The 26,059-nt window shown below is 66.5% G+C and carries 25 protein-coding genes; 11 read left to right on the top strand and 14 right to left on the bottom strand.

The window, feature by feature from the left end; genetic code table 11:
- Window positions 1-2: 2 nt before the first annotated feature.
- Complete coding sequence (locus ACZK2G_RS14755; RefSeq protein WP_478473717.1) at window positions 3-899, top strand: endonuclease/exonuclease/phosphatase family protein; 897 nt, start codon at window positions 3-5, stop codon at window positions 897-899.
- A 142-nt stretch (window positions 900-1,041) separates the two neighbouring features.
- Here the strand turns inward: ACZK2G_RS14755 and ACZK2G_RS14750 are convergent, their stop codons facing one another.
- Window positions 1,042-4,395 (bottom strand): Rne/Rng family ribonuclease, encoded by a 3,354-nt coding sequence (locus tag ACZK2G_RS14750; protein WP_478473715.1) that lies wholly within the window; start codon window positions 4,393-4,395, stop codon window positions 1,042-1,044.
- 408 nt (window positions 4,396-4,803) lie between these two features.
- On the opposite strand from ACZK2G_RS14750, the gene ACZK2G_RS14745 reads away from it, so the two are divergent.
- Entirely contained in the window at window positions 4,804-5,778 is a 975-nt protein-coding gene (locus ACZK2G_RS14745) for an RluA family pseudouridine synthase (protein WP_478473714.1), read from the top strand.
- Between the two features lie 126 nt (window positions 5,779-5,904).
- Here the strand turns inward: ACZK2G_RS14745 and zupT are convergent, their stop codons facing one another.
- From zupT to ACZK2G_RS14730, 3 genes are all read right to left on the bottom strand, one after another.
- A complete protein-coding gene (gene zupT / locus ACZK2G_RS14740; protein ID WP_006456115.1) occupies window positions 5,905-6,714 on the bottom strand; it encodes a zinc transporter ZupT in 810 nt (269 codons plus the stop codon).
- A gap of 97 nt (window positions 6,715-6,811) precedes the next feature.
- Window positions 6,812-7,228: an energy transducer TonB gene (locus tag ACZK2G_RS14735; RefSeq protein ID WP_046984361.1), complete on the bottom strand. Its 417-nt coding sequence runs from the start codon at window positions 7,226-7,228 to the stop codon at window positions 6,812-6,814.
- A gap of 5 nt (window positions 7,229-7,233) precedes the next feature.
- Window positions 7,234-7,575 (bottom strand): 4a-hydroxytetrahydrobiopterin dehydratase, encoded by a 342-nt coding sequence (locus ACZK2G_RS14730; RefSeq protein ID WP_478473712.1) that lies wholly within the window; start codon window positions 7,573-7,575, stop codon window positions 7,234-7,236.
- 90 nt (window positions 7,576-7,665) lie between these two features.
- Between ACZK2G_RS14730 and ACZK2G_RS14725 the strand changes: the two genes are divergently transcribed.
- Together ACZK2G_RS14725 and ACZK2G_RS14720 are read left to right on the top strand one after the other, a co-directional pair.
- Window positions 7,666-8,265, top strand: coding sequence for an NfuA family Fe-S biogenesis protein (locus ACZK2G_RS14725; protein ID WP_006377738.1), 600 nt, complete (start codon window positions 7,666-7,668; stop codon window positions 8,263-8,265).
- Between the two features lie 10 nt (window positions 8,266-8,275).
- On the top strand, window positions 8,276-10,042 hold the full coding sequence (locus ACZK2G_RS14720; protein ID WP_478473709.1) for a hypothetical protein: 1,767 nt from the start codon (window positions 8,276-8,278) through the stop codon (window positions 10,040-10,042).
- A 106-nt stretch (window positions 10,043-10,148) separates the two neighbouring features.
- Here ACZK2G_RS14720 and ACZK2G_RS14715 read toward each other — a convergent pair whose 3' ends face one another.
- Window positions 10,149-10,562: a barstar family protein gene (locus ACZK2G_RS14715; RefSeq protein WP_006377729.1), complete on the bottom strand. Its 414-nt coding sequence runs from the start codon at window positions 10,560-10,562 to the stop codon at window positions 10,149-10,151.
- Window positions 10,559-11,011 carry a guanyl-specific ribonuclease gene (locus ACZK2G_RS14710; RefSeq protein ID WP_295379248.1) on the bottom strand — a complete coding sequence of 151 codons (453 nt, stop codon included), beginning with the start codon at window positions 11,009-11,011 and terminating at the stop codon, window positions 10,559-10,561. Before ACZK2G_RS14710 ends, ACZK2G_RS14715 begins: the two co-directional genes overlap by 4 nt.
- A gap of 220 nt (window positions 11,012-11,231) precedes the next feature.
- Between ACZK2G_RS14710 and ACZK2G_RS14705 the strand changes: the two genes are divergently transcribed.
- Window positions 11,232-11,843 carry a superoxide dismutase gene (locus ACZK2G_RS14705; protein ID WP_005410310.1) on the top strand — a complete coding sequence of 204 codons (612 nt, stop codon included), beginning with the start codon at window positions 11,232-11,234 and terminating at the stop codon, window positions 11,841-11,843.
- 191 nt (window positions 11,844-12,034) lie between these two features.
- On the opposite strand, the gene ACZK2G_RS14700 is transcribed toward ACZK2G_RS14705, so the two are convergent.
- Entirely contained in the window at window positions 12,035-12,871 is an 837-nt protein-coding gene (locus ACZK2G_RS14700) for an endonuclease/exonuclease/phosphatase family protein (protein WP_478473707.1), read from the bottom strand.
- Between the two features lie 162 nt (window positions 12,872-13,033).
- On the opposite strand from ACZK2G_RS14700, the gene ACZK2G_RS14695 reads away from it, so the two are divergent.
- Both ACZK2G_RS14695 and ACZK2G_RS14690 read left to right on the top strand, forming a co-directional pair.
- Window positions 13,034-14,599 (top strand): POT-type proton-dependent oligopeptide transporter, encoded by a 1,566-nt coding sequence (locus ACZK2G_RS14695; protein WP_012511603.1) that lies wholly within the window; start codon window positions 13,034-13,036, stop codon window positions 14,597-14,599.
- Window positions 14,600-14,606: 7 nt separating this feature from the next.
- Window positions 14,607-15,233, top strand: coding sequence for a rhomboid family intramembrane serine protease (locus tag ACZK2G_RS14690; protein ID WP_478473705.1), 627 nt, complete (start codon window positions 14,607-14,609; stop codon window positions 15,231-15,233).
- A 56-nt stretch (window positions 15,234-15,289) separates the two neighbouring features.
- On the opposite strand, the gene ACZK2G_RS14685 is transcribed toward ACZK2G_RS14690, so the two are convergent.
- Window positions 15,290-15,451, bottom strand: coding sequence for a hypothetical protein (locus tag ACZK2G_RS14685; protein ID WP_012511601.1), 162 nt, complete (start codon window positions 15,449-15,451; stop codon window positions 15,290-15,292).
- 209 nt (window positions 15,452-15,660) lie between these two features.
- Between ACZK2G_RS14685 and ACZK2G_RS14680 the strand changes: the two genes are divergently transcribed.
- Genes ACZK2G_RS14680 through cfa form a run of 3 tightly spaced genes read left to right on the top strand, consistent with a single transcriptional unit; the run spans window position 15,661 to window position 18,017 of the window.
- Window positions 15,661-15,963, top strand: a complete 303-nt coding sequence (locus ACZK2G_RS14680; protein ID WP_006377679.1) for a GNAT family N-acetyltransferase — start codon at window positions 15,661-15,663, stop codon at window positions 15,961-15,963.
- A gap of 37 nt (window positions 15,964-16,000) precedes the next feature.
- The gene (locus tag ACZK2G_RS14675) at window positions 16,001-16,882 is read left to right on the top strand and encodes a DUF3298 and DUF4163 domain-containing protein (RefSeq protein ID WP_136639510.1); all 882 of its coding nucleotides are present in this window, start codon (window positions 16,001-16,003) and stop codon (window positions 16,880-16,882) included.
- A 19-nt stretch (window positions 16,883-16,901) separates the two neighbouring features.
- Window positions 16,902-18,017: a cyclopropane fatty acyl phospholipid synthase gene (cfa, locus tag ACZK2G_RS14670; RefSeq protein ID WP_478473703.1), complete on the top strand. Its 1,116-nt coding sequence runs from the start codon at window positions 16,902-16,904 to the stop codon at window positions 18,015-18,017.
- An 82-nt stretch (window positions 18,018-18,099) separates the two neighbouring features.
- Here the strand turns inward: cfa and ACZK2G_RS14665 are convergent, their stop codons facing one another.
- Window positions 18,100-20,268, bottom strand: a complete 2,169-nt coding sequence (locus ACZK2G_RS14665) for a M3 family metallopeptidase (RefSeq protein WP_046984354.1) — start codon at window positions 20,266-20,268, stop codon at window positions 18,100-18,102.
- A gap of 130 nt (window positions 20,269-20,398) precedes the next feature.
- On the opposite strand from ACZK2G_RS14665, the gene ACZK2G_RS14660 reads away from it, so the two are divergent.
- Window positions 20,399-20,878 (top strand): glutathione peroxidase, encoded by a 480-nt coding sequence (locus ACZK2G_RS14660; RefSeq protein WP_136639512.1) that lies wholly within the window; start codon window positions 20,399-20,401, stop codon window positions 20,876-20,878.
- 28 nt (window positions 20,879-20,906) lie between these two features.
- Here the strand turns inward: ACZK2G_RS14660 and ACZK2G_RS14655 are convergent, their stop codons facing one another.
- The 5 genes from ACZK2G_RS14655 to ACZK2G_RS14635 form a co-directional block, all read right to left on the bottom strand.
- Window positions 20,907-21,464, bottom strand: a complete 558-nt coding sequence (locus ACZK2G_RS14655) for a TlpA disulfide reductase family protein (RefSeq protein ID WP_478473701.1) — start codon at window positions 21,462-21,464, stop codon at window positions 20,907-20,909.
- Between the two features lie 109 nt (window positions 21,465-21,573).
- Window positions 21,574-22,353, bottom strand: coding sequence for a ferredoxin--NADP reductase (locus ACZK2G_RS14650; RefSeq protein WP_046984352.1), 780 nt, complete (start codon window positions 22,351-22,353; stop codon window positions 21,574-21,576).
- 80 nt (window positions 22,354-22,433) lie between these two features.
- On the bottom strand, window positions 22,434-24,305 hold the full coding sequence (locus tag ACZK2G_RS14645; RefSeq protein ID WP_046984351.1) for an ABC transporter ATP-binding protein: 1,872 nt from the start codon (window positions 24,303-24,305) through the stop codon (window positions 22,434-22,436).
- A 240-nt stretch (window positions 24,306-24,545) separates the two neighbouring features.
- Complete coding sequence (locus tag ACZK2G_RS14640) at window positions 24,546-24,995, bottom strand: carboxymuconolactone decarboxylase family protein (RefSeq protein WP_046984350.1); 450 nt, start codon at window positions 24,993-24,995, stop codon at window positions 24,546-24,548.
- A gap of 36 nt (window positions 24,996-25,031) precedes the next feature.
- Window positions 25,032-25,928, bottom strand: a complete 897-nt coding sequence (locus tag ACZK2G_RS14635; RefSeq protein WP_253078168.1) for an RNA polymerase sigma-70 factor — start codon at window positions 25,926-25,928, stop codon at window positions 25,032-25,034.
- Window positions 25,929-26,059: the final 131 nt, after the last annotated feature.

Here is a 26,059-nt window from a genome sequence, read left to right as displayed (position 1 = left end):
CGATGAAACAACAGGGGGCGAGGGCGCGCACGGTCGTGCGTGCCCTTGGGCTGGCCGTCGCGTTGGCACTGCCAGGCTTCACGATGGCGGCGGCAACGCCGGCAACGCCGGCAACGACGTTGCCGGCCGATACCGCCCATGCGTCGGGCATGAGCATGGTCACCTTCAATCTGCATCATGATCGCGAGGACTGGCCGAGCCGCCGGCGCAGCATCGTTGCCGAACTCAAGCGCCTGCAGCCCGATGCGATTGCCCTGCAGGAGGTGATCCAGCGCCGCACCCTGCGCAACCAGGCGCAGTGGCTGGCCAGCCAGCTCGGCTACACGTATCTGTTCGTTTCCACCGATCCGGTCGGGGCCCCGAAGCGCTATGGCAATGCGCTGCTGACCCGGCGCCCGGTGCTGGCCCGGAACGATCACCTGCTGCTGCCACTGGATGACTACCGCACCGTCGCCCATCTGCGCATCGACGTCGATGGCAGACCGGTGAACGTCTATGCCACCCATCTCAATGAGCGCAGCGATGAAAGCGGCCAACGCGTCCGTCGCACCCAGGTGGAGGATCTGCTGCGCTTCATCACGGCCACTTCCGCTGCGGCACCGGTGGTGATCGCAGGCGATTTCAACGCGCTGGTGGATGCCGGCGATCTGAGCGAACTGCGCAGCCACTACGGCGACAGCTACGGCAGCGTGCATGTCAACACCGACCTGGCCGGGGTCAGTACGCTCAACCGCCACTATTACCAGGCGCCATCGCGGATCGATCACATCTTCTTTCAGCAGGATGAAATGGTGGCGCGCGAGGCGAGGATTCTGTTCGATCAGCCCGACGACAGCGGCCGCTGGGCCTCGGACCACTACGGCGTGTGGACCCGCCTGCAGTTCGCGCCGAAACCCTGACGCAGACACGCTTCGGTAGGTGCCAACCTTGGTTGGCACGAACCAACAGCGCCGACCAGGGTCGGCCTCTACCCAACGCACAAACAAAAACGACGGGGATCATCGATCCCCGCCGTTTGGTTTTCACGCGATCAAAGATCGATCAGTTCGCCGGCGGCGTGCGCTTGGCGGCTTCTTCGTCTTCTTCGTCGGTCTTGGCTTCAGCAGCCTGGGCGGCAGCGTCGGTGTGGCCATCGGCGACCGGGTCGATCGACGGCGTCACCACCGCCTCGGCGACCGGTGCAGCGGCTTCCACCGGTGCGGCTTCCACCACTACCGCAGCGACCGGCTGTTCAGCGATCGGCGCGGTCTCGACGACCTGCGGCGCTTCAACCGCCGCGGCAGCTTCAACCACGATCGGCTTCGCTTCAGCCACCGGAGCGGCTTCAACCATGGCCGGCTTCGACTCGACCACCGGAGCGGCTTCAACCACCGCCGGCTTCGACTCGACCACCGGAGCGGCTTCAACCACCGCCGGCTTCGACTCGACCACCGGAGCGGCTTCAACCACCGCCGGCTTCGACTCGACCACCGGAGCGGCTTCAACCACCACCGGCTTCGCTTCGATCACCGGAGCGACCTCTTCCACGACCGGCTTTACTTCTGCCACCGGGGCGGCAACGGCGACCGGCTGTGCCGGGGTTGCTGCGTCGATGGCGTCGAGCATGCTGGTCTGCACCGGCGAGGATGCCGTTTCGGACTTGGCAATGGTCTCAACCGGGTCTGCGGTCTCGGCGACGGCCGGAACGGCGGCCTCGACCACGGCGCTGCTTACCACCGCGACCGGCGCGGCCACGACAGCTGCGGCGGCGCGGGCCGGCTTCTCTGCTTCGACGGCGGCCGGTTCGGCCTCGTCGTCGAAATCGAACTCCGGCTGCGAACGGGTCAGCTGGCTGACGCCGGCCGGAGCGGCCTCGCCGGTGTTGCCGACGTTCGGTTCGGTGCCGTCAGCGTCATCGCCTTCGTCACCGTCGTCCTGATCGTCGCCCAAGGCGTCATTGCCGGTGGCGTTCTCGGCGCCACCGCGGCGGCGGCGGCGGCCACCACGACGGCCACGACGACGACGGCTCGCGCCCTCGCCAGTCTGGTCGCCCGTGGCCTCGGCCGCAGCCTCTTCACCGGTCACGACAGCAGCTTCAGCCTCGGCGCCTGCGGCCATGGCGGTGTCGACCACCGGGGCAGCGTCCACCGGAGCGGCAGTGGCAACCGGTGCAACCGGTGCAGTGGCTTCCTGCGCGGTCACGGTACTGGCGACGGCCGCCGTCGCGGTCACCGCGGCGGCCGCGGTTGCCACTTCAGCAGCGGCTTCGGCGGCGTTGCGCTGCGGCTTTTCGGCCGGCTTGTCGCCGTCCTGCTGCGGACGCGGCTGCCGGGGTTGCTTCAGCTTCGGCTGCTGCTGCTGCGGGTTCTGGGCCTGCGGCTCGTTGCGCTGCTTGTTCTGCTGCGGCTGCTGCTGGCCGTCCTTCTGCTGATCCTTCTGCTTGCCCTGCTGCGGCTGCTGGGCATTACCAGTGCCAGGATTGGCGCCGTTGCCTCCCTGGCGGCCGTCCTTGCGCTGCTCACCGCGGTCCTTGCGGTTGCCGCCGTCCTTCTGCTGCTGCGCATTGCCGTTGCCGCGGCTGTCATCGCGACGGTCCTTGCGGTCCTTGTTGCGATCCTTGTTGCGGTCACGGCGGCCACCGTCCTGTTGCGGCTGGCGTGCGGCCGGAGCCGGTGCGGGCGCCGGTGCCGGCTCGCCGCCAAAGATGCGCTTCAGCCAGCCGACGACGCCACCACTGGCGGCTGCGGCCGGAGCGACTGCGGCCACTGGTGCCGGAGCCGGGGCTGCAGCCGGCTCCACTTCCTCACGCACCGGGGCGGGGGAGTTGTGCTTGACCTGGGTCACCATCGGCGGCGGAATGTTCAGCTGGCCCTTGGTCAGCGCGTGAACCGGCAGCTTGCGCGGGGTGCCGCGCTGGTAACTCGGCCTGCCACTTTCCTCGCCCAGCTCGTTGTCGCGCAGGCGGGTGACGGCGTAGTGCGGGGTGTGCAGCTGCTCATCGGCGACGATCACGATCGGCGCCTCGTGGCGCTGCTCGATCTCGCGCAGGGCGCTGCGCTTCTCGTTCAGCAGGTAATTGGCGATCTCCACCGGGGCCTGTACCAGCACCTGCCCGGTGTTCTCCTTCATCGCATGCTCTTCAGCGACGCGGATGATCGACAGCGACAGCGACTCGACGCTGCGCATGCGGCCGTGGCCGTCGCAACGCGGGCAGACGATCTGGCTCGACTCGCCCAGGCTCGGGCGCAGGCGCTGGCGGCTCATTTCCAGCAGGCCGAAGCGCGAGATGCGGCCGACCTGCACGCGTGCACGGTCGTACTTCAGCGCGTTGGCGAGGCGGTTTTCGACCTCACGCTGGTGCTTGTTGGAGGCCATGTCGATGAAATCGATGACCACCAGGCCACCCAGGTCACGCAGGCGCAGCTGGCGGGCCACTTCCTCAGCCGCTTCCAGGTTGGTCTGGAACGCGGTGTCCTCGATGTCGCTGCCCTTGGTGGCGCGCGAGGAGTTGACGTCGACGGCGGTCAGCGCTTCGGTCTGGTCGACCACGATCGAACCACCCGACGGCAGGCGCACGTTGCGCTCGTAGGCGCCCTCGATCTGCGATTCGATCTGGAAGCGGTTGAACAGCGGGATGTCGTCCTTGTAATGCTTGAGCTTGCGCAGGGTCTGCGGCATCACCTGCTGCATGAACTCCTTGGCGTGCTCGTACATCTCCTCGGTGTCCACCAGGATCTCGCCGATGTCGGCGCGCAGGTAGTCACGGAGGGCGCGCACGATCAGGCGCGATTCCTGGTAGATCAGGAAGGGGGCCGGCTTGCTCAGGGCCGCTTCGGCGATCGCGCGCCAGACGTTGAGCAGGTAGTCCAGATCCCACTGCAGCTCTTCGGCATCGCGGCCGACGCCGGCGGTGCGGATGATCACGCCCATGTCGTCGGGGATGTTCAGCTTGTCCAGGGCGTCCTTCAGGGCGGCCCGGTCCTCGCCTTCGATGCGACGGGAGACACCGCCCGCGCTGGGCGAGTTCGGCATCAGCACCATGTAGCGGCCGGCCAGCGAGATGAACGTGGTCAGGGCAGCGCCCTTGTTGCCGCGCTCTTCCTTGTCGACCTGGACAACGATTTCCTGGCCTTCCCTCAGCAGCTCGCGGATGCCGGCCTTGTTGTGGTCGACACCGGCCTGGAAATAGTCGCGGGAGATTTCCTTCAGCGGCAGGAAGCCATGGCGGCCGCCACCGTACTCAACGAAGGCCGCTTCCAGCGAGGGCTCGATGCGGAAGATCCGGCCCTTGTAGATGTTGGACTTCTTCTGTTCCTTCGACGGCTGTTCGATGTCGATGTCATACAACGACTGGCCATCCACGATGGCAACACGCAGCTCTTCAGCCTGCGTGGCGTTGATCAGCATTCGCTTCATTGTTGCGTTCCTCGCAAGCGGCTACCGCGCGGAACGCCATGGGGTTTCGCCTCTGGACACGGTTCGCCGCCCATTCGCGCAAGCGCGGGGAGGGCGGCTTGGGTTTCCAGCGCTACGACACCACGGCAGGCCGCGGGAGCGCTTCACTCTTATGGGTTTTGGGGTGTTACAAGGCCGCAGGCAGCTGTCAGCCAGGCTGGAGCGCCACGCGGGACATGTTCAGCACGGTTGTGTGTCAGACATCCGGCGATGGCCGGGAAGGCCGGTGAGCCGCTAACATGGCCGCCCCGCGGGCGGTGGTCGCGCACTGTGCCGGATTCGTCGGAAGCTGGGCTTCTGGCCCTGAGTAACTTCCAACGAAATCAATCCCTTATATCGCCCCCCGAGTGTAACAGAATAAACAGCCTGATGACCGCCCAAGACCCCACCAAGCCCGCTGGCGACAAGCCTTCCGTGCGCATGATCACCGTTCCCGCCGACCGCGCCGGCCAGCGCCTGGACAATTTCCTGCTGGGCCAGCTGAAAGGCGCTCCGCGCAGCCTGGTCTACAAGCTGGTGCGCAGCGGCCAGGTGCGCGTGAATGGCGGCCGTGCCAAGGCCGAGCGGAAGCTGGAAGCGGGCGACGAGGTGCGTGTGCCGCCGGTTCGTCTCACTGAAGAGGGAGACAAGGCCGGCCCGCCGGAGGCGTTCATGCGCCGCCTGGAGCAGGCCATCGTCTTCGAGGATGCCCGCCTGCTGGCCCTGAACAAGCCGACCGGCGTGGCCAGCCACGGTGGCAGCGGCATCAGCTTCGGCGCCATCGAGACCCTGCGCGCCCTGCGCCCGGGCCAGACCCTGGAGCTGGTCCACCGGTTGGATCGCGACACCTCGGGCCTGCTGATCGTGGCCAAGAAGCGCTCGGCGCTGAGCGAACTGCAGGCGCTGCTGCGTGAAGACCATGGCGCCGGCATCCGCAAGCGCTACCTGACCCTGCTGGCCGGGCGCATGCCCGACGGTGTGATGACGGTCGACGCGCCTCTGCACGTGGGCCTGCGCCAGGGCGGCGAGCGCCATGTGCAGGTCAATGCGATCGGCAAGGAATCGATCAGCCACTTCCGGGTGCTTGAGCGCCGCGGCGGCCATTCCTACTGCGAGGTGCGCATCGAAACCGGCCGCACCCACCAGATCCGCGTGCATGCCCAGCATCTGGGGCACCCGGTGGCCGGTGACGACAAATACGGCGATCCTGCGGTCAACAAGCGGCTTCGTGAGCAGATCGGGCTGAAACGCCTGTTCCTGCACGCTGCGTCGCTGGAGTTCGCGCTGGACGCGGGCAAGACACCGTATGCGCTGAACGCGCCGCTGGCTGATGAGTTGGTCGAGGCGCTGGACCGGCTTCGCTGAAGGTAGCGCCGGGCCATGCCCGGCGTCTCCCCCTGTGGAATCGAGCCATGCTCGACTGCGCTTCGGTAGGGGCGCGCGGAAAGCCCATCGAGCAAGCTCGACTTTACGGAGTGGGCCGCAAACCCCTCACCACTTGAACAGCACCAGGCTGATCGCCAGCGTGCCCATGCCTGCCACCAGTCCATACACCGTCTCGTGGCCCTTGGCATAGCGCTTGGCCGCCGGCAGCAGCTCATCCAGCGCCAGGAACACCATCACACCGGCGATCAGCCCGAACACCCAGCCGAAGGTGGCGTGCGACAGTGATCCGGACAGCAGCCAGTAGCCAAGCGCCGCGCCCACCGGTTCGGCCAGGCCCGACAGCAGGCTGGCGCTGAATGCGTAGAACTTGTTCTGGGTGGCGAAGTACACCGGCACCGCAATGGCGATGCCCTCGGGAATGTTGTGGATGGCAATGGCGAAGGCAAGCGGCATGCCCACCGACGGGCTCTCCAGCGTCGCGAAGAACGTTGCCAGCCCTTCCGGGAAATTGTGCGCGGTGATCGCGATCGAGGTCAGCAGGGCGACCCGCTTAAGGTACTCGCGGCTGTTCTCGCGGAACGCCGGGTCCTGCTTGTCCAGGCTGTCATGCGGGTTGGGGATGAAGTGATCGATCAGCACGATCACGATCACGCCGAGCAGGAAGGCCAGGGTGCCGTAGGTGAAGCCGGTGCGCTCGCCATAGGCCAGTGCAAACGAGGCAATGGACTTGTTGAGGATCTCCGACAGCGACACATAGACCATCGCACCACCGGCGAAGGCCAGGCCGAACGCCAGCAGGCGCGGATTGGGCCGGCGCGAGAACAGCACCAGCAGGCTGCCGATGGCGGTGGCGAGGCCGGCCGCGAGGGTGACCGCCAGCGCGATCCAGACATTTTCGGGGGGAATCTGCAGCATGTACCGACGCGATCCTGGTCAACAGACAACCGCCCCGGACAGGGCCGGGGCGGCAAGGGCGAGGCGGGCGTCGGCTGGCCTCGTCGGGTGCGGGCGATCAGCCGCCGCGGCGCAGGCGTTCTTCAATCGCGAAGCACTGGTCTGGCTTCGGCTGCGGCGGGTTGAAGCTGACCGGCACCTGGATGGTGGCGGGCACCGGCTGGCCATTGCGGGTGGCGGCGTTGAACTGCCAGCCCTGCACGGCGGTCTTGGCCAGCTCGTCCAGTTGCGGGTTGCCGGCGCCGGTCAGCAGGGCGACCTCGCTGGGCTTGCCGTCGGTACCGATGGTCACCTTGAAGGTGCTGGTACCCCCCACGCCCATGCAGGCCAGTTCCAGCGGGTACTGCGGCGGCGGCGTCTTAACCGCAGCCACTTCGGTCGGCGGCGGCGGTGGCGGGGCCGCCGGTTCGGACGCGCCACAACCGGCCAGGCCGGTCGCAGCGATCAGGGACAGGCTCAGCAGGCGTACGTTCATGGCAGTTACTCCGTCAGGGCCGAAGTCTTGGCCGCGCAGATGAAGTCGTTTTCGCTCAGGCCGCCCACGTCGTGGGTGGAAAAGCGCACGACCGCGCGGTCGTAGTGCACGCCCAGGTCCGGGTGATGGTCCTCGTGGTGGGCAATCCAGGCCAGCGCGTTCACGAAGGCCATGGTGGCGTAGTAGTTCTTGAAGCGGAAGGTGCGCAGCAGCGCCTGGCCTCCCTCGCTCAGCTCCCAGCCGGGAACCTGCGGCAACAGTTCGGCCAGGCGGGCTTCGCCGAGCTTGTGGTCGCTGCCTTTGCGCGGCACGCAACGGGCCTGGGCCAGCGGAATCAGGTCGGCCATGGGAATCTCCACCTCGTGTTGACTGAACAATGCGCCGGACGGTGTATAAACCGAATGAGCGGCTGACGCTTACTTGGCTAGAATAGCCTGATGATCCAGATCTCCGACACTGCCCAGACCCATTTCCGCAAGCTGATCGAACGCGAGGGCGCGCCCGGCATGGGCGTGCGCCTGAGCGCGGTCGATCCCGGTACCCCGCGCGCCGATGCCCGGCTGGAGTTCGCCGAGCCGAGCGACCTGCTTGGTGACGAGTGGGCGGTGGACTGCGATGGCTTCACCCTCTACGTCGATGCAGCCAGCGTGGGTTGGCTTGACGGTGCCGAGATCGACATCGTCGCCGGTACCGCGGGCGCCCAGCAGCTGACCATCAAGGCACCGCGCATCAAGGGCGAAGCGCCCGGTGATGCCGCCTCGCTGGTGGAGCGCGTGCACTGGGTGGTGGAAAACGAAATCAACCCGCAGCTGGCGTCGCATGGCGGCAAGGTGGCGGTGCAGGAAGTCTCGGCTGAAGGCGTAGTGCTGCTGCGCTTCGGTGGTGGTTGCCAGGGCTGTGGCATGGCCGATGTGACCCTCAAGCAGGGTATCGAGAAGACCCTGATGGGCCGCGTGCCGGGCGTGACCGCTGTGCGTGACGCGACCGACCACGACAGTGGCCACGCGCCGTATATTCCTCGCGGCAACGCCGCCTGATCGCTGACGCGTGCCTCTGACCCGGGCCGAGCAACTCATCGACCTGCTGCTGGCCCGCCAGCAGCCAAGCGCCGTCCTCGAAAAAACCACGCGCCTGCCGTACGGCTGGGCGCTGTGGCTGCGCTCGCTGGGCCCGCTGTCGCGGCCGTTGCATGCCCGCGAAGTGATTGCGGTACTGCTGCCGCGCCCGCTGCCTGGCCCGCCCGGGCGGTTGCCTGCGTTGTCCCCCTGGCAGGCGCTGCGCCGCCTGTTCTGGCAGGACTGGGATGCGGCGCCGCGCGACCAGCGCTGGATGCGTTGGATCTCGGCACTGGCCAGTGCGCTGCTGCACCTGCTGTTCTTCGTACTGTTGCTGTGGGTCGCCGTGATCCGCACCACCGAGCCGGAGCAGGACGGTGCCGAAGGCGAGCGTGTGCAGGTGGAATTCGTCGGACGCGCCACACAGGAAGGCGGGGGCGATCAGCCGGGTGCCGAGGCGGCTGCGGCGGCACCGGCCGGCCAGGTTGCCGTCGGCCAGGAAGCAGGGGCAGCGACTGCACCTGAGCCGCGTCCTGCGGCCGCGTCGTCGCCCGCACCCGCACCGGCTCCAGCACCGACAGCCAGCGCGCCGTCGCCGCCGGCCGAAGCCGACCCCGCACCGGTTGCCGCGCCGCCGCCGTCGCCGGTGCAGGCTACCGAAGTAGCCCAGGCCAGCACCGATTTCGTGGTGCCTCCGGTCAGCGTGCCGCGCACCGAAGTCAGCATCGTGCCGCGCGATACCACGCCCTCGGTACGCGAGCGCAGCGTGCAGCCGGTGCAGGCAACGCCGACGCCCACTACGGTGCAGGCGCCTGAGGTTGCGGTGCGATCGCCGCAGTTGCGCGAGATCCAGGTGCAGGAGCGCGAAGTCGGTACGGTCGACGCGCCGGTTGTGCCGCAGCCGCTGCGCACGGCCGACGTGCAGGTGCGCGTGCCGCAGCGGGACGTGCAGGTGCGCGAGCGTGAAGTGCAGGCGGTGGTCGATCCGCAGGTGCGGATGGCAACCGTCGCCGGTCGTGAACCGGCGGTGCATGCGCCGGCGGGTCGTGACGTACAGGTGCGCGAGCGCGAAGTAGCCTCGGCACCGGCGGCAGCCCCATCGTCTTTCAGTGGGAATGCACCCGCGGCAACGCCCGCGCCGGCAGCCAATGGCAGCGCGACGCAGGCGAACAGCAGTACTGCGCGGCCTGCTGCATCCAGCACGACCCCGGCTCAGGCAGGGGCGCGCCCGGCGCCCAATCCGGGCAACTGGGCCACGCCCGCCAAGGGTGATGACTGGGGCGCATCGAACCGCAACCATGACGGCGCCGACAAGGGCGCCCGCCAGGCCAGCACCACCGGCAAGGGCAGTGGCCTGTTCAATGCAGATGGCAGCGTGCGCGTGCCGGGCCAGGAAGGCGAGGGTCGTGCCGAGCGCGGTGCGCCCGGTGGCGCCAACGATGGCTGGAGCAAGGAACGCATTGCGCAATCGGGCACCTGGTTGAAGCGACCACCGTACGACTACACACCCACCTCGTTCGACAAGTACTGGGTGCCGCAGGAATCGCTGTTGGCCGAATGGGTGCGCAAGGGCATCAAGGCGATGGAGATTCCATTGCCGGGTACGAACTCGAAGATTTCCTGCGTGATCTCGATCCTGCAGGCGGGCGGCGGCTGTGGGCTGACCAACCCGAACATGCAGGACCAGCCGGCCGTGGCGCGACCGCCGCCGGACATCCCGTTCAAAAAGGAACTGCAGGAAGATAACGGCAGCCGCTAGGCAGGGGGCCGCGCCCCGCACGCTGGCCGGCTCGCGCTTTGGTAGGTGCCAACCTTGGTTGGCACAGAAACGCCGACCAAGGTCGGCATCTACCAGGGCATCTACCTCACGCGCTCTGCGACAGGAATACCCAGAACGGTACGTCGCGGCCGACCCAGTCGCGGCTGGCTTCGTCCATCACGTCCAGCAGGGTATCGAAATCCTTCTGCGTGGCCGCACGGAATGCGTCGACATCGGCCAGGAACAGCGCATAGCCGTTGGCCGGCAGCCACTGCAGGTCGCGCAGATTGTCCGACAGCGCATCCCAGTTGCCGCCGAACCCCGCCGGGAAATCCAGCTGCGCAGCCAGACGGGCAAGCAGGGTGCGCTTGTCGGCCACGCCATCCAGGTCGATGCGTATCACCTTCAGGCCGGCATCGCGCATCGCTGCGGCCAGTGCGCTGATGTCGTCGCTGTCGATGGCATAGACGCCGGCATTGTTGATGTCGTGCAGGCCGAGGCCGAAATCGTCGTGGCTCATTGCTGCGCTCCCGGGGCCGGTACGGTGAAGCTGCGGAACGATGCGTAGTGGTCGTCGGTGTAGTACCACGCCTCCGGCGGATCGCCACCGGTGACGATGCGGCGCGTGCCGCGGGTACGCGCACCGGGGGTGTCAACGGTGTATTCGCGGTAGTAGCCGCGCGGGCGCTGCGGCAGTTGCTGTTCGCGGTTGCCGAAGGTGCTGCCGTCCTGGCGATGCGGGAACGGACCGCCGCGCTGGATCAGGGCAATGGTCTGGCGTGCCTCGGCGGGCAGGAAGGCCGGCAGGCCGCTGTCATTGCTGCTGCGCGCAGGCGTTGTGCGTGCAGCGGGCGCGCTCTGCAGGTCCGGTGCGAACTGCGGCGCCGGAGGCCGCTGCATGAAATGGTTGACGACCAGGCCGAGCACGAGCAGGGCGATGGCGGTGATCAGCAGCCGGGGGTTGCGCATGGGGCAGGGGCGGGCGAGGGTGGTGCAGGCACTGTAGCGCCTGTGCGCTGCACGGTGCATGAGGACGGCGTCGCGTCACTGCTGCGTAACAATTGCCGTCGTGCTCACTGGCAGGACGCAATTTCCTTTACATCCCCCTTGGTAATCTGGCGGTCTGTCCCCATCATTCACCGCGCAACGCCCGACACCGTCGGGTGCCCTCGCAATCAGGAGATGCATCATGGCCTACACCCTGCCCAAGCTGTCCTACGCCTACGACGCGCTGGAACCGCATATCGATGCGGCGACGATGGAAATCCATCACACCAAGCATCACCAGACCTACATCAACAACGTCAACGCGGCGCTGGAAGGCACCGAATACGCTGACCTGCCGGTCGAAGAACTGGTGAAGAAGCTCAAGTCGCTGCCGGAGAACCTGCAGGGTCCGGTGCGCAACAACGGTGGCGGCCATGCCAACCACTCGCTGTTCTGGACCGTGATGGCTCCGAATGCTGGCGGCAACCCGGTGGGCGACGTGGCCAAGGCCATCGACAAGGACCTGGGCGGCTTCGACAAGTTCAAGGACGCCTTCACCAAGGCGGCGCTGACCCGTTTCGGCAGCGGCTGGGCATGGCTGAGCGTGACTCCGGACAAGAAGGTCGTGGTCGAGAGCACCGGCAACCAGGACAGCCCGCTGATGGAAGGCAACACCCCCATCCTCGGCCTGGACGTGTGGGAACACGCGTACTACCTGAAGTACCAGAACCGTCGTCCGGAATACATCGGCGCGTTCTTCAACGTCATCGACTGGAACGAAGTCGAGCGCCGTTACCAGGAAGCGATCGCCTGATCGCAGTGACTGGATGAGCGGAAAAGGCCGGGGGAGACCCCGGCCTTTTTTTGTCTGTCAGTCCTGGGAATGGGGCTGATTCCGGTAGGTGCCGACCTTGGTCGGCACGGAAACATGTGCGCGCGCGGTGGGAATGTGCCGACCAAGGCCGTCACCTACCGGGGTGAGGCGTGCCGCGGGGATGAGCGGGGCTATTCGACCGTGGCCGTATCCCCCTGCAGGCGCAGGGTCGCCATCACGCCCAGGCGCAGGCCGGGCAGGTCGCCGTCGGCCGGCAACAGGATCGGCTGCTGGCGGATGCCGCCGAAGTGCTTGACCTGGAACAGCACGTCCAGGCCATGGCCACTTGCTCCGCCGCCACTGGCCGCCGGTGCGCCGGGATTGCGCCGGGCCGGCTGGAAGCCCGGCGTGCTGCGTACCAGTTCCACCGTGCTGGCCGAGAAGTCGCCAGCGATCAGGCTGGGCATGCCCTCGGCGGTGGCGCTGATCCAGGTCATCAGGTCGCTGGTCTGGTGCTGGCGGGCGATGGCCTCGTCCGGGTCCGGACGCAGGCGCGCCACGTAGACGTTGAGCAGCGACGCGCCCAGCTTCAGCCGCATCATGCCGGCCGCGCTGAACGTGCCGGGCGGGTGCAGCAGGGTCACGCCGTCCTCGCTGACCGGCAGCCGGGTCAGCATCGCGTTGCCATGCCGCAGCGGCTGGCTGGGCGGATCGGCGGTGACGAAGTCGCAGCTGTAGCGCAGCCGGCTGGCCAGCCAGCAGGCCGGGTTCCGGCCCTGCTGCTGCAGGACCTGCTGCACCGAAATCACGTCCGGCTGCAGCTCGGTCAACAGCTGGGCGACCTGCTCACGTCGCAGCTTCCACTGTGCATCGTCGCGGCTGGGCAGTTCCAGCGCGGCCACGGTCAACTGCCGTGGCCCGCTCTCGCCGGTGGCGGCAGCCGGCGCCTGTGGCCGCGCCTGGGCCTGCCACGCCAGCAGCAGCGCAAGGCAAGCGAGCAGGAGGCGGGCGAGGGCGGGGGGGCGCATAACGATAAGTTTACGCTTTTGTCGTGCAGGTTCCGTGACTTCCGGCAGGGCATGGCGTGTCTGCCACGGATTGGCACCGTTGTCATGCAGCCCTGCAGCGTGCTTCGCAAGCCCGGGTTCCGGTAATCTTGCGCCTTTCGCTTTGCAGGAATGCCTTACAGGATGAGCCACGACGCAGTTGCCCCCATCGCCGGCCAGGGAAAGATGCCGCGCCAGATCCCGTACATCATCGGCAATGAGGCCTGCGAGCGGTTCAGTTTCTACGGGATGCGCAACATCCTGGTGCAGTTCCTGATCACCTCGCTGCTGCTGCAGGAAATCACTGCGGAAGGCCGTGCCGGTGAAGCCAAGGACATCATGCACAGCTTCATGATCGGCGTGTATTTCTTCCCGCTGCTCGGTGGCTGGCTGGCGGACAAGTTCTTCGGCAAGTACCACACCATCCTCTGGTTCAGCCTGGTCTACTGCGCCGGTCACCTGTGCCTGGCGTTGTTCGAGAACAGCCGCGAAGGCTTCTTCCTCGGCCTGGGCCTGATCGCGCTCGGTGCCGGCGGCATCAAGCCGCTGGTGGCCTCGTTCATGGGCGACCAGTTCGACCAGAGCAACAAGCACCTGGCCAAGATCGTTTTCGACGCCTTCTACTGGATCATCAACTTCGGCTCGCTGTTTGCCTCGCTGCTGATCCCGCTGGTGCTGAAGAACTGGGGCCCGCAGTGGGCGTTCGGTATCCCGGGCATCCTGATGTTCATCGCCACCTTCGTGTTCTGGCTGGGCCGCAAGCGCTACGTGCTGGTGCCGCTGCCGCCGAAGGACCCGCATTCGTTCGCCAACGTGGTGCGCACCGCCCTGACCGCGCGCGTCGCCGGCCAGGGCCGCCCGGGCCTGGTGATCGCCGTGCTCGGCCTGGTACTGGCGGCAGCCTCGTTCGGCCTGGTCGGTTCGCTCGGCATCGTGATCTGCCTGTGCCTGGCGCTGGTCGCCATCCTCGCTGGCATCGGTGGCGGCACCTGGCTGCAGCTGGACCGCGCCCGCGGCCAGCATCCGGCCGAAGCCGTGGAAGGTGTGCGTTCGGTACTGCGCGTGCTGGTGATCTTCGCGCTGACCACGCCGTTCTTCTCGCTGTTCGACCAGAAGGCCTCGACCTGGGTCCTGCAGGGCCAGCAGATGCAGATGCCGAGCTGGTTCACCGCCTCGCAGATGCAGGCGCTGAACCCGCTGCTGGTGATGATCCTGATTCCGTTCAACAACCTGGTGCTGTACCCGGCCCTGCGTCGCTTCGGTTTCGAACCGACCGCGCTGCGCCGCATGACCGCCGGTATCGCCTTCAGCGGCCTGGCCTGGATCGTGGTGGGTGGCATCCAGGTGGTGATGGATGGCGGCAATGCGATGTCGATCTTCTGGCAGATGCTGCCGTATGCGCTGCTGACCTTCGGTGAAGTGCTGGTCTCGGCCACCGGCCTGGAATTTGCCTACAGCCAGGCGCCGCAGGCGATGAAGGGCGTGGTGATGAGCTTCTGGAACCTGACCACCACCATCGGCAACCTGTGGGTACTGCTGTCCAACGCCGCGGTGCGCAACGACACGGTGACCCACCAGATTGCAGGGACAGGGCTGAGCGAGGCGGCGTTCCTGATGTTCTTCTTCGCCGGTTTCGCTTTCATCGCGGCGTTGGCTTTCGGTTGGTATGCAAAACGCTATCGTATGGTCGACAACTACCGTAGCGCCTGAGCCTGACATGACCCCCGTCAATCTGCTGTTGATCGCCGTCACCGCCATCCTGTCGTGGATGGCCTTCAACAACCGCAAGCTGGCCGACCGCCTGATCCTGTGGCCGCCGGCAGTGGACCGCCACCGCCAGTACGACCGCCTGGTGACCTATGGCTTCATCCATGCCGACTGGTCGCACCTGATCTTCAACATGATCACCCTGTTCTTCTTCGGGGGGTTCATCGAGAGCGTGATGGTGCAGCTGACCGGCAACTACCTGACCTACCCGGCGTTCTACATCGGTGCGCTGGTGGTCTCGATCCTGCCCAGCTACCTGAAGAACCAGAAGAACCCGAACTACCTGAGCCTGGGTGCGTCGGGTGCGGTGTCGGCGGTGCTGTTCGCCTTCATCCTGATCAAGCCGTGGTCGATCATCCTGGTGTTCTTCATCCCGGCACCGGCCATCGTGTATGCCGCGTTCTACGTCGGCTACAGCATCTGGATGGACAAGCGTGGCGGTGACCGCATCAACCACAGTGCGCACCTGGCCGGCGCGGCATTCGGCGTGATCTTCATGCTGGCCATGCAGCCGAGCATCTTCAACCACTTCCTGCGCGAACTCTCCAACCCGACCTTCCGCCTCGGCGGCGGTTGAAGTTGGCCGGGGTCGGATCCGCTGGATCCGACCCCGGGGTTGGCCCCCGCTCCTGGTCAGGCGCGGGTCTGTTGGCCGTAGGTGTCCTGCAGGCGGGCGAATACCTCCTCGCCGATGCGCTGGAAATCCTGGTCTTCGGTCTGCCCCTCCACCGCCAGTTGCAGCAGGCCCTCCAGCAGGGCACGGTCGGTATCGGAATGGGTATCGCTGGGGTGCATGGGAGCCTCCGCGGTGGTGCGCATGGTCAACGGTCGCAAGGGTCGTGCCAGCCTGGCCGTACCCCTCCACATGCGATAGCGGCCGCCCACCCTCCAGCTTGAGGGTCGGGAACTGACGTGAATGGATCGGACTTGCCCCTGTTCAGGCTTCACGCGATCATGGCGCCCGGCTGCGCACCATCCACGCAGTCGTCGCAGGAGACAGCTCCATGGCTTCGGTCACGCCCCCCGGTCTGGCCTACGAGGTCGAACATGATCTGGCCAGCCACCGCTTCACCGCCCGCGTGCGAGGACAGCTGGCGGTGCTCGACTACCAGATCAAGCGCAGGCGCATGGTCATCACCCACACCGAAGTGCCCGAGCCGATCGCTGGCCGTGGCATTGCCGGTGAATTGACCCGCGTCGCGCTGCGTTTCGCCCGCGAACAGAAGTACAAGGTGGTGCCGGCGTGTTCGTACGCCGAGGCCTTCCTGCAGCGGCACGAGGAGTATCACGACCTGCTCGTTGGCTGAATGCCAGCGGGTCACGCTTCAGCCATGGCAGGCGATGATGTACAAACATGAACAGGGGATCCCGATGAAGATTGGAAACAACCGGCCACTGCACGGCAGCGTGCTGGCCGGCGTGGTGGGCGTGCTGTTGCTGGCCGGTTGCCAGCGTGAAAGCGAGCCGTCAGCGGCGACCGACGCGGCGCCTGCCGCCGAGGCCGCTGCGGCAGGTGAAACGCCGGCTGCGGAAGCGCCGCTGGACCTGCGCGATGTGATCGAGAACAACGAGCGCGAAGTGGTGGGCATCAGCTATCCGGCCGGCATCGACCGTTACCCGGGCCTGGCGCGCGCGCTGCAGGGCTACGCCACCAGTGCACGCAGTGATCTGCAGCAGGCGCTGGACGGGCTGGGCAATGACAAGCCGACCATGCCCTACGAGCTGTCGCTGAGCTTCGAGAAGCTGCTGGAAACCCCGCAGCTGGTGGTGGTCAGCGCCGATGGCAGCCGCTATACCGGTGGCGCCCACGGCGAGCCGCTGGTGGCGCGCTTCGTGTGGCTGCCGCAGCATCAGCAGATGCTCAGCGCCGAAAAGCTGGTGGCCGATGCCAAGGGCTGGAAAGCGATCAGTGACTTCGTCGCCGACCAGTTGCGCGAACGCGTGGCGACCCGCCTCAGTGGTGAGGACATGGACCCGGCCCAGCTGCAGGAATCGCTGCGCAACGCATCGCGCATGATTGCCGACGGCACCGGCCCGCAGGCCGACAACTTCAGCCAGTTCCAGCCGCTCACCGACGACAAGGGGCAGATCACCGCGCTGCGCTTTGTTTTCCCGCCGTACCAGGTGGGTCCATACTCAGATGGCACCCAGACCGCCGATGTACCGGCGGCGGTGCTGTTGCCGCACGTGGCCAAGGACTACGTGGAGCTGTTCGCACGCGGTTGACCGCAGTCGAGGAGGTGGCGTGGATACAGGGTTGCAGGAGCGGGTTTCCGGCCTGCTGCAGGAAGCCGGGGTCCGCATCGGCGGTACCCAGCCACAGGACATCCAGGTGCATGACCCGCGCTTCTTCGCGCGGGTCATGGCGCACGGCTCGCTTGGTCTCGGCGAGAGCTACATGGACGGTTGGTGGGATGCCAACGTCCTGGATGAATTCCTCGTCCACCTGATGCAGGCGCACCTGGATGAGCGGGTGCACGGCTGGCGCGAAGTGGCCGATGCGCTGAAGGCGCGCCTTTTCAATCTCCAGGTCGGGCAGGGCAGCTATGAAGTCGGGCGCCGCCACTACGATCTCGGCAACGATCTCTACCAGGCCATGCTTGGGCGGCGCCTGGTCTACAGCTGCGGCTACTGGCGCAACGCCGATGATCTCGACGCCGCGCAGGAAGCCAAGCTCGACCTGGTCTGCCGCAAACTGGGCCTGCGCCCGGGCCAGCGCGTGCTGGATATCGGTTGCGGCTGGGGTGAAGCGCTGAAGTTTGCCGCCGAGCGCTACGGCGTCAGCGGAGTGGGTGTGACCATCTCGCAGGAACAGGCCGAGTTCGCGCGCGAACTGTGCGCCGGCCTGCCGATCGAGATCCGCCTGCAGGATTACCGTGAACTGGACGAGCCGTTCGATGCGATTTTCTCGATCGGCATGTTCGAGCACGTTGGTGACAAGAACTACGGCAGTTTCTTCGAGGTGGCCAAGCGCTGCCTGTCGCCGCGCGGCCTGCTGTTGTTGCACAGCATCGGCACCAACATCTCGCGGCATCGCACAGATCCGTGGATCGCGCGCTACATCTTCCCCAATTCGATGCTGCCGTCGGCAGTGCAGGTCACCAAGGCGTTCGAGGGCCGCTTCGTGCTGGAGGACTGGCATAACTTCGGCACCGACTACGACCTGACCCTGCAGGCGTGGCGGCGCAACGTGGAAGCAGCATGGCCACGGCTGGATGAACGTTACGACGAGCATTTCCGTCGCATGTGGCGTTTCTACTTGGCCGGCTCGATGGCGACCTTCCGTTGCCGGCATGCGCAGTTGTGGCAGCTGGTGCTGTCGCCGGAAGGCGTGCCGGGGGGGTACGTCGCGCCGCGTTGAATCCAGGGTTCTGACCCCAACCCCCACAAAAAAACCGCCCGGTTTCCCGGGCGGTTCTCATTTCACACTAACGCACTGGCGATCAGTTGCCGGCGCCGGTCAGGCCACGCTTTTCCAGCAGCGGTTCGATCTGCGGCTCGTGGCCGGCGAAATCGCGGAACAGCTGCATCGCATCCACGCTGCCGCCCTTGGACAACAGGGTGGCGCGGAAGTGGTCGCCGTTCTTGCGGCTCAGGCCGCCGTTGTCCTTGAACCACTTCTGGGTGTTGGCGTCGAGTACTTCCGACCAGATGTAGGCGTAGTAGCCAGCCGAGTAGCCGCCCATGATGTGGCTGAAGTACGGGGTCTTGTAGCGCGGCGGGACCGGCGCATAGTAGATGCCGTCCTTCTCCAGCGCGGCGCGCTCGAAGGCCATCACGTCCTTGGCGGCCGGCACCTGGTCCGGACCGATCTGGTGCCAGCGCTGGTCGAGCATGGCCGCACCCAGGTACTCGGTGGTGGCAAAGCCCTGGTTGAACTTGGCAGCGGCCAGCACCTTGTCCAGCAGCGCCTGCGGCATCGCCGAACCGTTCTGGTAGTGCTTGGCGTAGTTCTTCAGGATGGCCGGGTTGTCCGACCACATTTCGTTGACCTGCGAGGGGAACTCGACGAAGTCACGCGGCACCGAGGTGCCCGAGAAGTACGGGTACTTCACGTTGGAGAACATGCCGTGCAGGGCATGGCCGAATTCGTGGAAGGTGGTGTTCACCTCATCCCAGGTCAGCAGCGTCGGCTGGCCGGCCGGCGGCTTGGGAATGTTGAGGTGGTTGGCCACCACCGGCTTGAAGCCGGTCAGCTTGGACTGCGAGACGTAGGAATTCATCCACGCACCGCCACGCTTGGACGCGCGGGCGTACGGGTCGAAGATGAAGATCGCCAGCTGGCTGCCGTCGGCATCGAACACGTCATAGACGGTGACGTCGTCGTGGTAGACCGGCAGGTCGGTGCGCTGCTTGAAGGTCAGGCCGAATTCCTGGCCCGCCGCGTAGAACACGCCGTTCTCCAGCACGTTCTTCATCTCGAAGTACGGCTTCAGCTGCGATTCGTCGAAGTTGTACTTGGCCTGGCGCACCTTCTCGCTGTAGAACGCCCAGTCCCACGGCTCAAGGGCGAAGGTCTTCTTGCCGGCGGCCTTCTGTTCCTTGTCGATCATCGCCTGCAGGTCGGCGGCTTCGCGCTTGGCATTGGCCACTGCGGCCGGAGCCAGCTTGCCCAGCATCGCGTTGACCGCTTCGGGGGTCTTGGCGGTCTGGTTGGTCAGGTTGTAGGCAGCGAAGTTCGGGAAGCCCATCAGCTTGGCCTTGTCGGCACGCAGCTGCATGATGCGCGAGACCAGCGCGGTGTTGTCGAACTCACCGCCGCGGCTGCCGCGGGTGGTCGAGGCTTCGTAGATCTTCTGGCGCAGGGCACGGTTGGCCAGGTTGGTCAGCGGCGGCTGGCCAGTGGTGTTGAGCAGGGTGATCACGTACTTGCCGTCCAGGCCACGGGCCTTGGCGGCTTCGGCGGCAGCGGCGATCTGCTCCTTGGACAGGCCGTCCAGCTCCTTGACGTCATCGACGGTGATCGCCGAGGCGTTCACTTCCGACTGCACGTTCTGGCTGAACTTGGTGCCCAGGTTGGCCAGCTCGGCATTCATGGCCTTCAGCGTGGCCTTGTCGGCCTCGGACAGCTTGGCGCCGGCGCGTACGTAGTTGTCGTAGTACTTCTCGACCAGGCGCACGCCTTCGGCGTCCAGGCCCAGCTGGCTGCGGGTGTCGTACAGCGCCTGGATGCGGGCGAAAAGCTTGCCGTTCAGCGCGATCGCATCGCTGTGCGCGGCGAACTTCGCCGAGTAATCGGCCTGCAGCTTCTTTCGGGTGTCGTTGGTGTCGGCGCCGACCAGGCTGAAGAACACGGTGGTCGCGCGATCCAGGGTGTCACCGCTCTTTTCCAGGGCGATGATGGTGTTTTCGAAGGTCGGCTTGGCCTTGGTGTTGGCAATGGCCTCCACTTCCTTCAGCTGCTGCGCCATGCCGGCGTCGAAAGCCGGAGCGAAATCGCTGTCCTTGATCTTGTCGAACTGAGGGAAGTGCAGTGGCAGCGGGCTGTCGGCGAAGAACGGGTTGGCTTGCTGGGCGCTGCTGGCGGCGGCCGCGGTGGCGGCGCTGGCAGCGTAGGCGGGCAGGGCAAGGCCGAGGGTCATGGCCACGGCAAGGGCAAGGCGAGTGGTCAAGGTAATAGCTCCGGTAAGGCAAACAAGGGCCCGAGGGTAACCCGGCCCGGCGCGCCGGCACTTGTGTCAAAAGGCATGTTGTCGGGGCCGGGCGCGGGTACCATGCGTTCACCGCCCACGGCCCGCTGCCATGACCACTGCCTACGATTTCAGCTTCCGTGACCTCGACGGCCAGCCGCAGCCGCTGGCCCGCTACAAGGGCCACCCATTGCTGCTGGTCAATGTCGCTAGTCGTTGTGGCTTCACCCCGCAGTACACCGGGCTGGAACAGCTGTGGCAGGAGTACCGCGAGCGCGGTCTGGTGGTGATCGGCTTCCCGTGCAACCAGTTCGGCGCGCAGGAGCCCGGCGACGCCGCGCAGATCCGCCAGTTCTGTTCACTGGACTATCCGGTCAGTTTTCCGCTGTCGGAGAAGATCGAGGTCAATGGCGAGGGGGCCGAGCCGCTGTGGGCGTGGCTGTCACGCGAGAAGCGCGGCCTGCTGGGCAGTGCCCGCATCAAGTGGAATTTCAGCAAGTTCCTGGTCGACCACCAGGGGCGGGTGGTATCGCGCCATGCGCCCACCACCAGGCCGGAGCAGTTGCGCAGCGCGATCGAAGCGCTGCTGTAACAGCTGCCGGTCGCCTTGGGCGCAGCGCTCAGTGTCCCAGCGCTGGTACGCCTGCCTGCCGGTTGCGGACCTCTTCGGGCAGGGCTTCGATCACCTGTTGCATGATCCGCGGCAGGCTGGCCTCGCTGTAGCCGCGATGGGCATGGACGATGGTGCCGTCGCGGCCGACGATGAACATGTGGGGTACGGCGACGATGCCGAACTGCTCCGCCAGCGCACCGCCAGGATCATGCAGGTACTCCAGCTTCGGCCAGTCACGCTGGCGGATCAGCCGGCTGACCTCCAGCCGCGGTTCGCCCCAGTTGACCGCGTAGACCTTCAAGGCGTCCTCGCCAATCACCTGCTGTAGATGGGCCAGGATCGGCAGTTCCTTGCGGCAGGGCCCGCACCAGGAGGCCCAGAAGGTCACGATGACCACCTTGCCGCGCTGATCGGCCAGATTGACCGGATTGCCCTTGCGGTCGTTGCCCAGCGCCTGCGGCGGCGTTTCGCCGCGTGCAGGCGGCGCAGCCCACGTCGGAACCGCTGCCAGCAGCAGGCCGGCAATTGCCCAAGCCCGCATCCAGTGCGGGATCGATGTGTTCATCATCCGTGTATTCCCCGGGAGGGCCATCGGCCCGTGCGGGGGGACGATGCCTGCAATGCGCAGGGTGCGCAACAGGTCGCGTACAAATGCGGGGCCAGGGCCCCGCGCTTTACTTCTCGACGAACGCGCGCTCGAACACGTAGTGGCCCGGCTGGCCGATACGCGGCGAGACCTGGAAGCCACGGGCATCGAGCACGCTGCGCAGGTCGGCCAGCATCTGCGGGCTGCCGCAGATCATCGCGCGGTCGTTCTCCGGGCTCAATTCCGGCAGGCCGAGCGTGCGCTGCATCTCGCCGCTTTCCATCAGCTGGGTCAGGCGGCCCTGGTTGGCGAACGGCTCGCGGGTGACGGCCGGGTAGTACAGCAGCTTGTCGCCGATCATCTCGCCCAGGAACTCGTGCTCACGCAGTTCCTTCTCGAAGTAATCGCGGTAGGCCAGATCCTTTTCGTAGCGGACGCCGTGGCAGAGGATCACCTTCTCGAAGCGTTCGTAGGTTTCCGGGTCCTTGATGACCGACAGCCACGGCGCCATGCCGGTGCCGGTGCCCAGCAGATACAGGTTCTTGCCGGGGTGCAGATCGCTGATCAGCAGGGTGCCGGTGGGCTTCTTGCCGACCAGCACCTTGTCACCCGGCTTGATGTGCTGCAGGCGCGAGGTCAGCGGGCCGTCCTGCACCTTGATGCTGAAGAACTCCAGATGCTCTTCCCAGTTGGCGCTGGCGATGGAATACGCACGCAGCAGCGGCCGCGCCTCGGTTTCCAGGCCGATCATCACGAACTGGCCGTTCTCGAAGCGGAAACCGCTGTCGCGGGTGAGGGTGAAGCTGAAGTAGGCATCGGTCCAGTGACGGACCTCAAGCACCGTTTCGGCGCCAAAAGCGGAGGACATGGGCGTATCTATCGGAAGTCGTCGGGGGTGATTCTATCTCAAATGAGACAGGTTCTCATTAGGCGGAACGAGAGGCGTTCTCAGCGGTAACCCGCCGCCTGCAGCTCGAACAGCTCGGCATAACGACCGCCCTCGGCCATCAGCTGCTCGTGGGTGCCGCTGGCCTCGATCCGGCCATCGGCCAGCACCAGGATGCGATCAGCCATGCGTACCGAGGAAAAACGGTGGGAAATCAGCACTGCGGTGCGATTATCCGCCAGCTCCCTGAACCGCTGGAACACCTCGAACTCACTTCGCGCATCCAGCGCCGCCGTTGGCTCATCCAGGATCATCACCTGCGCGTTGCGCATCCATGCACGGGCGATGGCGATCTTCTGCCATTGACCACCGGACAGGTCCACGCCCTGCTTGAAGCGGCGGCCGATCAGCTGGTCGTAGCCGGCGGGCAGGTCGTCGATCACTTCTTCGGCCATGCCGCGGCGCGCGGCGTCGGCGATGCGCGCCTGGTCGTCCATCGCCTCGACCTGGCCGACGCCGATGTTCTCGCCGGCGCTGAGGTTGTAGCGCACGAAGTCCTGGAAGATCACCCCGAGATTGGCGCGCAGGTCGTCCAGGTCGTAGTCGCGCAGGTCGCGGCCATCGAGCAGGATGCGGCCCTCGTCTGGTTCGTACAGTCGCGCCAGCAGCTTCACCAGCGTGGTCTTGCCGGCGCCGTTCTCGCCGACCAGGGCCAGCACTTCGCCGGCCCGCAGCTGGAAATCGAGGTGGCGCACGGCCCATTGCTCGGCATCCGGGTAGCGGAAGCCGACGTTCTCGAACACGAAGCCTTCGCGTATCGGCTGCGGCACGCGTACCGCACCTTCGCGCGAGTGGATTTCCGGCTGGATCTGGAAGAACGAGAACAGGTCATCCAGGTACAGCGCCTGGCTGGCCACCTGCGAGAACCCGATCAGGAGGCCTTCCAGCAGCTGGCGCAGGCGCAGGAAGCTGCCGGCGAGGAAGGTCAGGTCGCCGATCGAGAAGTCGCCACGCACCGTGCGCCATGCGATGTAGGCGTACGCTGTGTAGTAGCCCAGCGTGCCGAGCGCAGCCAGCAGCGTGCCCCAGAACGCACGCCGCCGTGCCAGTGCACGGTTGGCCTGGAAGAGTGCTGCAGACAACCTGCGATAGCGTTCCACCAGGAAGCGATGCAGGTTGTAGATCTTCACTTCCTTGGCCGTTTCCACGCTGGCACCCAGCTGGCGCAGGTAGTCGAGCTGGCGGCGCTCCGGCGTCCACTGGAAGTTGAGGCTGTAGCCGGCCGCGTTGAAGTGCGATTCGCCGATGAAGGCCGGCACCAGCGCCAGCACCAGCAGCAGGATCAACCATGGCGCATACACCAGCAGGCCGACGGCGAGGCTGGCCACGGTGATCGCGTCCTGCACCTGGCCGAACAGCTGGCTCATCAGGTTCATCCGGCCCATGGTCTGGCGCCTTGCACGGTCCAGCTTGTCCTGCAGGTCCGGGTCCTCGAAGTCCTCCAGGTCCAGCGTTGCCGCGTGTTCCATCAGCCGGATGCTGGTGACGTTGGCGAACAGTTCCGACAGCAGCGCATCGGCATAGCTGACCAGCCGGCCGAGCAGATCCGAGGCGATGGCCAGGCCGAGCTCCAGCGCCAGCAGGCCCAGCAACGGATTCAGCACGCCGCTGGACAGTGCTTCGCCCAGTGGCGGGAAGCCAGCGTCGTGCTGGCTCAGGTGCAGGGCGCTGTCGATGATCAGCTTGCCGACGAAGAGCATCGCCACCGGCAGCAGCGCACGGATCAGGCGCAGCCCCAGGCTGGCGAGGGTCAGGGCGGGGCTGGTCTGCCAGACCATGCGCAGGAACGGCGGCAGGTTGCGCATCGCCTTGAAGCGCTGGCGCAGGCTGGGTTTCTTCGCGGCGGCAGCGCCGGCAATGGGAGAGGCTGGCATGCCGCCATTGTGCGCGCCTGATACGTGCAGGTGGGGTCAGGGCAGCCGTGTGGCCGCCGGGGTCGGATCCTTTTGCTGCGCAAAGGGCTCTGACCCCACCAGCCAGATCGGGTCAGAGCCCTTCGCGTTGCGAAGGGATCCGACCCAACCACATCCACGCATGGCGTGGATCTACCGTGTCGACCAAGGTCGACATCTACCAACAGCTGCAGGAACCTGACCTACCGGGCTGGCCCCCTTTTACGGCAGCGGCGGCAGCAGGCCCGCCCCCAGCCGGTTCCAGGCATTGATCACCGCAATGCCCATGCTCAGGTCACTGATGCCCTTCTCATCGAAGTGCGGCGCCAGTGCATCGAACGCCGCCTGCGACGGCGCACCGTCGGTCAAGCGGGTCAGCGCCTCGGCCCAGCCCAGCGCCGCGCGTTCGCGCACATCGAAGAAGCGGCTTTCGTGCCACGCGGGCAGGGTGTCCAGCTTGCGCGGCTCGATGCCGCCCTTGCGTAGCGTGGTGGCATGCATGTCCATGCAGTAGCCGCAGCCGTTGAGCTGCGAGACGCGCAGGAACACCAGTTCCATCAACGTCGGATCGATCGAGCTGTCATGCACCGCCTTGCTGGTGGCCAGCAGGCCCTTGAAGGCTTCGGCGGCCAGGCGGGTGTAAGGGACGCGGGGAGAGGCGTGGTCGGACATTTTCGGCTCCACGGCGGCCACGATGGCCGCCTTTCATTACAAGGACGCCGCACCGTCACCGCGCGTGACAACGTCCGGCAACTTTTCCGGATTCAACACGCTGTACACGTTGGCGATGCGGCCATCGACCACTTCGATGGTGGTGATCGAGTGCAGGCGATCGCCCTGGAAACGCAGGATCGCCGGTTCGCCATTGACGTAGCCCAATTGTGCCGGATGCGCCGCGCCGCGGCGGGCGATGGCCCAGAACAGGCGGCCGATGCGCTCGGCACCGAGCAGCGGGCGCACCGCCGCGGTAACCACGCCGCCGCCGTCGGAAACCAGTACCGCATTGGCGTGCAGCAGGGCCTGGATTCCCTCGCTGTCGCCGCGTTGGGACGCGTCCATGAAGCGTGCCAGCAGCTGCCGGTGCTGGCTGGCATCGGCATTGAAGCGTGGCCGCCCAGACTGCAGGCGCTGCCGGGCACGGTGCACCAGCTGCCTGCAGTTGGCCTCGCTGTGGCCGATCAGCTCGGCGATTTCGCGGTAGTCGTGGTCGAAGGCCTCCTTCAGCAGGAAGGCGGCGCGTTCCTCGGGGCCGAGATGTTCGAGCAGGGTCAGGAAGGCGACCGAGATGTCGTCGGCCAGCGCATGCAGCTGGGCCGGGCCGGGCGCCGGGTCGGGCTCCAGGCTGACCGCCAGCGGCTCAGCCAGCCACGGGCCGACGTAGTGCACGCGCTCGCGCTTGGCCGCGCGCAGCCGGTCCAGGCCGAGCCGGGTGGTGGTGGTGACCAGCCACGCCTCGGGATCGCGGACGCTGGCCGGGTCCGCCCCGGACCAGCGCAGCCAGGCATCCTGGACCACGTCTTCGGCGTCGGCGCGGCTGCCGAGCAGGCGGTAGGCCAGCGCCATCAGGCGCGGGCGGTGGGTCTGGAAAGCGGTTTCGGCGTTCATGTGGGCAAGGACGCCGTAGTGGCGCATGGCGTGACAGGGGAGGCGGGGTCAGATCCCTTTCCCTGGGAAAGGGATCTGACCCCTGACTCTACCTGCGGCCGGGGGAGGGGGTAAAATGGGCGGATTACCTC

The sequence above is a fragment of the Stenotrophomonas sp. 107298_Sma genome (assembly GCF_056480345.1).
This window is presented reverse-complemented; position numbering and strand designations above follow the sequence as displayed.

Excerpts from the sequence above, each read along its gene's own strand:
- ACZK2G_RS14755 (WP_478473717.1), top strand. The coding sequence starts at position 3 with ATGAAACAACAGGGGGCGAGGGCGCGCACGGTCGTGCGTGCCCTTGGG.
- ACZK2G_RS14750 (WP_478473715.1), bottom strand. The coding sequence starts at position 4,395 with ATGAAGCGAATGCTGATCAACGCCACGCAGGCTGAAGAGCTGCGTGTT.
- ACZK2G_RS14745 (WP_478473714.1), top strand. The coding sequence starts at position 4,804 with ATGACCGCCCAAGACCCCACCAAGCCCGCTGGCGACAAGCCTTCCGTG.
- zupT (WP_006456115.1), bottom strand. The coding sequence starts at position 6,714 with ATGCTGCAGATTCCCCCCGAAAATGTCTGGATCGCGCTGGCGGTCACC.
- ACZK2G_RS14735 (WP_046984361.1), bottom strand. The coding sequence starts at position 7,228 with ATGAACGTACGCCTGCTGAGCCTGTCCCTGATCGCTGCGACCGGCCTG.
- ACZK2G_RS14730 (WP_478473712.1), bottom strand. The coding sequence starts at position 7,575 with ATGGCCGACCTGATTCCGCTGGCCCAGGCCCGTTGCGTGCCGCGCAAA.
- ACZK2G_RS14725 (WP_006377738.1), top strand. The coding sequence starts at position 7,666 with ATGATCCAGATCTCCGACACTGCCCAGACCCATTTCCGCAAGCTGATC.
- ACZK2G_RS14715 (WP_006377729.1), bottom strand. The coding sequence starts at position 10,562 with ATGAGCCACGACGATTTCGGCCTCGGCCTGCACGACATCAACAATGCC.
- ACZK2G_RS14710 (WP_295379248.1), bottom strand. The coding sequence starts at position 11,011 with ATGCGCAACCCCCGGCTGCTGATCACCGCCATCGCCCTGCTCGTGCTC.
- ACZK2G_RS14705 (WP_005410310.1), top strand. The coding sequence starts at position 11,232 with ATGGCCTACACCCTGCCCAAGCTGTCCTACGCCTACGACGCGCTGGAA.
- ACZK2G_RS14700 (WP_478473707.1), bottom strand. The coding sequence starts at position 12,871 with ATGCGCCCCCCCGCCCTCGCCCGCCTCCTGCTCGCTTGCCTTGCGCTG.
- ACZK2G_RS14695 (WP_012511603.1), top strand. The coding sequence starts at position 13,034 with ATGAGCCACGACGCAGTTGCCCCCATCGCCGGCCAGGGAAAGATGCCG.
- ACZK2G_RS14690 (WP_478473705.1), top strand. The coding sequence starts at position 14,607 with ATGACCCCCGTCAATCTGCTGTTGATCGCCGTCACCGCCATCCTGTCG.
- ACZK2G_RS14685 (WP_012511601.1), bottom strand. The coding sequence starts at position 15,451 with ATGCACCCCAGCGATACCCATTCCGATACCGACCGTGCCCTGCTGGAG.
- ACZK2G_RS14680 (WP_006377679.1), top strand. The coding sequence starts at position 15,661 with ATGGCTTCGGTCACGCCCCCCGGTCTGGCCTACGAGGTCGAACATGAT.
- ACZK2G_RS14675 (WP_136639510.1), top strand. The coding sequence starts at position 16,001 with ATGTACAAACATGAACAGGGGATCCCGATGAAGATTGGAAACAACCGG.
- ACZK2G_RS14660 (WP_136639512.1), top strand. The coding sequence starts at position 20,399 with ATGACCACTGCCTACGATTTCAGCTTCCGTGACCTCGACGGCCAGCCG.
- ACZK2G_RS14655 (WP_478473701.1), bottom strand. The coding sequence starts at position 21,464 with ATGAACACATCGATCCCGCACTGGATGCGGGCTTGGGCAATTGCCGGC.
- ACZK2G_RS14650 (WP_046984352.1), bottom strand. The coding sequence starts at position 22,353 with ATGTCCTCCGCTTTTGGCGCCGAAACGGTGCTTGAGGTCCGTCACTGG.
- ACZK2G_RS14645 (WP_046984351.1), bottom strand. The coding sequence starts at position 24,305 with ATGCCAGCCTCTCCCATTGCCGGCGCTGCCGCCGCGAAGAAACCCAGC.
- ACZK2G_RS14640 (WP_046984350.1), bottom strand. The coding sequence starts at position 24,995 with ATGTCCGACCACGCCTCTCCCCGCGTCCCTTACACCCGCCTGGCCGCC.
- ACZK2G_RS14635 (WP_253078168.1), bottom strand. The coding sequence starts at position 25,928 with ATGAACGCCGAAACCGCTTTCCAGACCCACCGCCCGCGCCTGATGGCG.